Source organism: Alcanivorax xiamenensis, from assembly GCF_009846745.1.
Classification (GTDB): domain Bacteria; phylum Pseudomonadota; class Gammaproteobacteria; order Pseudomonadales; family Alcanivoracaceae; genus Alloalcanivorax; species Alloalcanivorax xiamenensis.
Map to the genome: position 1 here is coordinate 1 of NZ_AQPF01000089.1, position 4701 is coordinate 4701.

Consider the following 4701-nt stretch of genomic DNA (forward strand, 5'->3'; position numbering starts at 1 on the left):
GGACTGTCAGGGGAATACCATCACTACACAGCCAAGCGTCTGCGTCGGTGAGCAGACGGTGCGCTTCGTTGAAGATGTTCTCACTTTGCGTACCAACCAGCTTGACCGTCCCCGCGGATACCGCGTCCGGGCGTTCGGTCGTGTCCCGCATTACCAGAACGGGCTTGCCTAATGAGGGCGCCTCTTCCTGGATGCCGCCAGAGTCAGTGAGAATCAGCCGCGCGTTCATCATCAGCCAGACAAAAGGCAGGTAATCCTGCGGTGGGATCAAGTGGACATTGCCGTGGCCTTTTAGCAAGCGGTTTACCGGCTCCTGGACATTGGGGTTCAAATGCACCGGGTAAACGAACTCCTTGTCGGGATGCTCACCAGCCAATTTGGCGATGGCCTGACAGATGCGTTCAAAGCCGCCGCCGAAGCTCTCACGGCGATGGCCGGTGATCAGAACCAAAGGCCGCTCCGTGCCGTAAGGGAGTTGGCCCTTCAGGTCCGCTCGTAATCCGGTGTCGCTTTCGATTCGTGCCTTCACCCACAGCAAGGCGTCAATGACGGTATTCCCGGTGACCTTGATGATATCTTCACTGACGCCTTCCGCCAGCAGGGCATCCCGAGCCGTGTTGGTAGGCGCGAAGTGCAGCCGGGCCAGATTACCCGTGAGCTTGCGGTTAGCCTCTTCCGGCCAGGGAGACATCAGGTTACCAGTGCGGAGCCCCGCCTCGACATGGCCAATGGGAATTTGCTGGTAGAACGCGGCCAGAGAGGCGGCCAGGGTGGTGGTGGTGTCACCGTGCACCAACACCATATCGGGCTTTTCTTCCTTGAGTACGTCACGCAGCCCTACAAGAATGCGAGAGGTGATGTCATACAGATCCTGGCCGGGTGCCATGATGTTCAGATCATGGTCCGGGGTCAGCTCGAACAGATTCAGTACCTGATCCAGCATTTCCCGGTGTTGAGCGGTGACGCAGAGACGGCTGTCGAAGCGCGGATCGGCATCCAGTTGTTTGACCACCGGGGCCATCTTGATGGCTTCCGGGCGCGTGCCGAAGATGCTGAGGATGCGTTTCTGTTTGGTCATTGGGGGTTTATTTCCCGTATTTCTGAGTTGCGGGTCCCGGTGATGGGGCCAGGTGATTCATGTAGCTTGGGGGCTTGGGGAGCCCCCGGTTCGCCAGCGGGGCCGGCTCCTACAGTAAGCCTATTCGCTTGCAAGCAAGCTTCCCACAGCAGTTTTGTCGGCAGTCTGTGCTTGCGAGCGGAGCGCCGCCCGGCAAGCTTCCCACAGGGGGTTTGTAGTTCCATTGCGGGAGCGTGCCTGGGCCTATGCCCATGCCGCGATTTCATTCACTGCTTCTTCCCAGGCTTTTATCATGGCGGGTGCCACATCCGGAAAGCGCGGGGAGGCGTCTTTCAATTCAGGCAAGGTCGTTGTCAGCGCGCTGCCCACGGCGCCAATCGTCTCTTTGAGCTGCCGGGTATTCTGGGCACAGTGTCGGGCGCCAAATTCGGCCAGGCGATCCAGAGGCCACCAGCGCTTACTGCCTGCAAGATGGAGCGCCGGCACATCGTTACGCAGGTACGCCGTGGTGGTCACGATATCGTAGGTCGGGGCCAAAGCAACCGTGCCGCCGGGGCGGTCATAGATCACACCAAAGTTCTTCAGGTGCGCATCGCCATTTCGCACCGCCCAGGAAAGCACGATGGAGCGAAACAGGCTGGCCAGCGCGGTTTGTCGCAATGTCGGCGATACGAATTCGGATACGGATCTGGCCAGGCGCTCATAGGTGCCGTCGTATTTTTCTTCCGGTGACAGTCCCTGCAATACGCAGCCATCTTCAAAGCCCAGGTAGGCGCCCGTTTCCGTGACGTCGAAGCGTTCCATGATGAACAGCCGGCCATCACGGGAGATATCGAAACGGGGAACGTCCAGCCCCGCCCTGCTGGCGGCCCGCATACAGAAATATTCATTCAGCGCCAGGTCCGGGTAATCCGTGCCCCAGGCTTTGACGATCAATCTGCTGGAGCGAATCGCGGCTTTGTCTCTTGGTGGTTCAGCGGCAACATCCACCAGCAGTTTGGGTTGCACTCCCGATATACCCGAGTTCAGTGCGTACTTTTCCACCAGTTCGGCGAACAAATCCGGATTGTCTGAATCCAGCAGTGTCTCCAGCCGCTCGGTCGAGTGCGCCATTTCCGTGGGCTGGCCTGGCAAAACATAGCCCAGGCGGCCGATCTGGTATGGGCCAAGCGCGGCGAGCAACGCCAGATCACTGGCACCGTACAGTTTGCTTACCGTGCGGCGAATGGCATCCCGCAAATAGCCTTCGGGAAGGTTCTGGGCAAACGCCGGGTGCAGCCTCGGGAACTGGTAGGATGCGGTGCGCAGCGGCATGGTCAGCGAGACCGCCCGTTCCGGCTCATCGGTACGGTAAGCAAAGCTGTACTCTTCGCCGGCGTGCCTGGCGCTCCTGCTCAACCGCCCTGCTAGTTCATTGCCACTGGTGACGTCGAGTTCGTCTACTGAGGCCATTCACGCTCCCTCACCAGATCATCCAGCGTCGGTGTTTTACGGGACCTTGGCGCCAGTTCCATCCCATATAGCGCGAATAGCCGCTCCACTTTGCTGAAGCCCAGTTCCGTGATCCGGCCGGATTCAAAGCGGGAAATCGCGGTGCGATCCACCCCGCTCATGGCGGCCACTTGTTGTTGGCTATGGCCGTTTGCCTTGCGTAACCCGGCAAACTGGGTGCCAAGTTCTTGCAATGTCATGTGAATATATGCCTCAAATTCGATTAATTTACTTTGTTTGTAGCATATATTCACATTACATCCAAGCGACCTAAGCCTACGGAGCTGGCCATTAAAGCCATTCGCATGCGAGCAAGCTTCCCACAGGGGGGCTTGAAGCCGCTGTGGGAAGCGGCCTTGGCCGCGAATACAGCGTTCGGCATGGCTTATTCGCCAGCAGTCTATTCGCTTGCGAGCAAGCTTCCCACAGGGGAGTTTGAAGCGGCTGTGGGAAGCAGCCTTGGCCGCGAATACAGCGTTCGGCTGGCTTATCCCAGCAGCCTGTTCGCTTGCGAGCAAGCTTCCCACAGGGGAGTTTGAAGCGGCTGTGGGAAGCAGCCTTGGCCGCGAATACAGCGTTCGGCATGGCTTATTCGCCAGCAAGCTGGTTCCCACAGGGGCATACAATGCGGCATTGGGGGAGCAAGCGCTTCAGCTCACCTTGCAGGTGCCGTTTGGCATCGTCGTCACCGTGCACGACGCGGATGGCGCTTGGGGCTTTCCGCATGCCGGTGACGAACCGTATCAACCCTTGCTGGTCGGCGTGGGCGGAGTAGCCGCCCAGGCTATCGATGCCAACCTGGATGGTGTGGGTATCGCCGTCCAGCGTGACGGTACCGCCCTGCCCTTGCCTCTGTATTTGCCGCCCTGGTGTGCCTTTGCCCTGATAGCCCACGAACAGCACGTTATGCCTGGGGTCGTGCAACATCGCCTTCAGGTAGTTGACGATGCGGCCGCCGGTGCACATGCCGCTGCCGGAGATCACCACGGCGGGGCGGGCGCTGTCCGCCAGGTGGCGGACCATTCTCAGGTGGGCGTCGTGGTCGTCCACCGTGAGCAGTTGTTTAAAGCCCAGGGGCTTGCGGCCTTTGGTGATCCGCTTGAGCGCCTCCTGTTCCCAGTAGGGTCTCAATGCCCGGTAGGCCCTGGTGAAGCGGCTGGCCAGCGGGGAATCCAGGATCACCGGCAGTTCGCTCCAAGGCAGGGTTTTGTGCACCCTGCTCTGTTTGTTGCGGTGGAGAATGTCCTCCAGTTCGTACAGCAGTTCCTGGGTGCGGCCGATGCTGAAGGCCGGGATCAGGACGGTGCCCTGGTCCTGCAGGGCGCGGGCCAGTACCTGTTGCAGCCGCTGCTGGCGTTCCTTTCTGTTCTCATGGTTGCGATCCCCGTAGGTGCTTTCGATCACCAGGGTGTCGCAGCCGTGGGGCGGCTTGGGCGCCGGCAGCAGGGGCGCGTGCGGTGCGCCCAGGTCCCCGGAGAACACCACCCGGTGGCGGCCCGGTGGCCCTTTGACGTCGCATTCCACATAAGCGGAGCCGAGGATGTGGCCGGCTCGTCGCAGCCTTATTCGTATCTGGCCGTGGCCGGCGTCCAGAGCGCTATGCCATTGGTCGTAAGGCAGCGGCACCAGGCGCCGTTTGATCACTCGCAGGTAGCGGTCTATGTCGTCCGGCCGGCGGCTGAAGCCCAGTTTGAAGGCGTCCTCCAAGACGATGGGCAGCAGCTTCGCCGAGGGTTGGCTGCAGAGGATCGAGCCCTTGAAGCCCGCCGCCAGCAGCCAGGGTATTCGGCCCACGTGATCTATGTGCACGTGGGTGATCACCAGGGCCTTGACCTGAGCCACCGGGAAGTCGATGGCCAGGTCGTCGGCGTTGGCGCCGCCGGGGCCCTGGTCGCGGCCTTGGAACAGCCCGCAGTCCACCAGCAGGCTGTGCTGGTGGTCCAGGCACAGTTCGTGGGCGGATCCGGTGACGCCGTCAACGGCGCCGTGGTGGCGGATTTCCGGCCACTGGGTGTTCGGTTGGTGCATTGTGGTTCCCCCCCTTCCTTGGTGTTTCTTTTTTTATGTTCTTTTGTCCGTTCTCCCTGTTGGGGAGAACGGATTCGCTTGCGAGCAAGCTTCCCACAGGGGGC

4 protein-coding genes are annotated in these 4701 nt (G+C 60.7%); all 4 read right to left on the reverse strand.

Going from position 1 to position 4701, the window contains the following annotated elements:
• On the reverse strand, positions 1-1078 hold a 1078-nt coding region (gene wecB, locus A6D6_RS21330; RefSeq protein ID WP_159661818.1), incomplete at its 3' end, for a non-hydrolyzing UDP-N-acetylglucosamine 2-epimerase.
• Between the two features lie 243 nt (positions 1079-1321).
• Positions 1322-2530 (reverse strand): type II toxin-antitoxin system HipA family toxin, encoded by a 1209-nt coding sequence (locus A6D6_RS21335; RefSeq protein WP_159661819.1) that lies wholly within the window; start codon positions 2528-2530, stop codon positions 1322-1324.
• On the reverse strand, positions 2518-2769 hold the full coding sequence (locus tag A6D6_RS21340; protein WP_097057892.1) for a helix-turn-helix domain-containing protein: 252 nt from the start codon (positions 2767-2769) through the stop codon (positions 2518-2520). The genes A6D6_RS21335 and A6D6_RS21340 overlap by 13 nt, the downstream gene beginning before the upstream one ends.
• A 388-nt stretch (positions 2770-3157) precedes the next feature.
• Positions 3158-4597: an MBL fold metallo-hydrolase RNA specificity domain-containing protein gene (locus A6D6_RS21345; protein WP_159661820.1), complete on the reverse strand. Its 1440-nt coding sequence runs from the start codon at positions 4595-4597 to the stop codon at positions 3158-3160.
• Positions 4598-4701: the final 104 nt, after the last annotated feature.

Coding starts and splice junctions, on each gene's coding strand:
- A6D6_RS21340 (WP_097057892.1), bottom strand. CDS start 2,769: ATGACATTGCAAGAACTTGGCACCCAGTTTGCCGGGTTACGCAAGGCA.
- A6D6_RS21335 (WP_159661819.1), bottom strand. CDS start 2,530: ATGGCCTCAGTAGACGAACTCGACGTCACCAGTGGCAATGAACTAGCA.
- A6D6_RS21345 (WP_159661820.1), bottom strand. CDS start 4,597: ATGCACCAACCGAACACCCAGTGGCCGGAAATCCGCCACCACGGCGCC.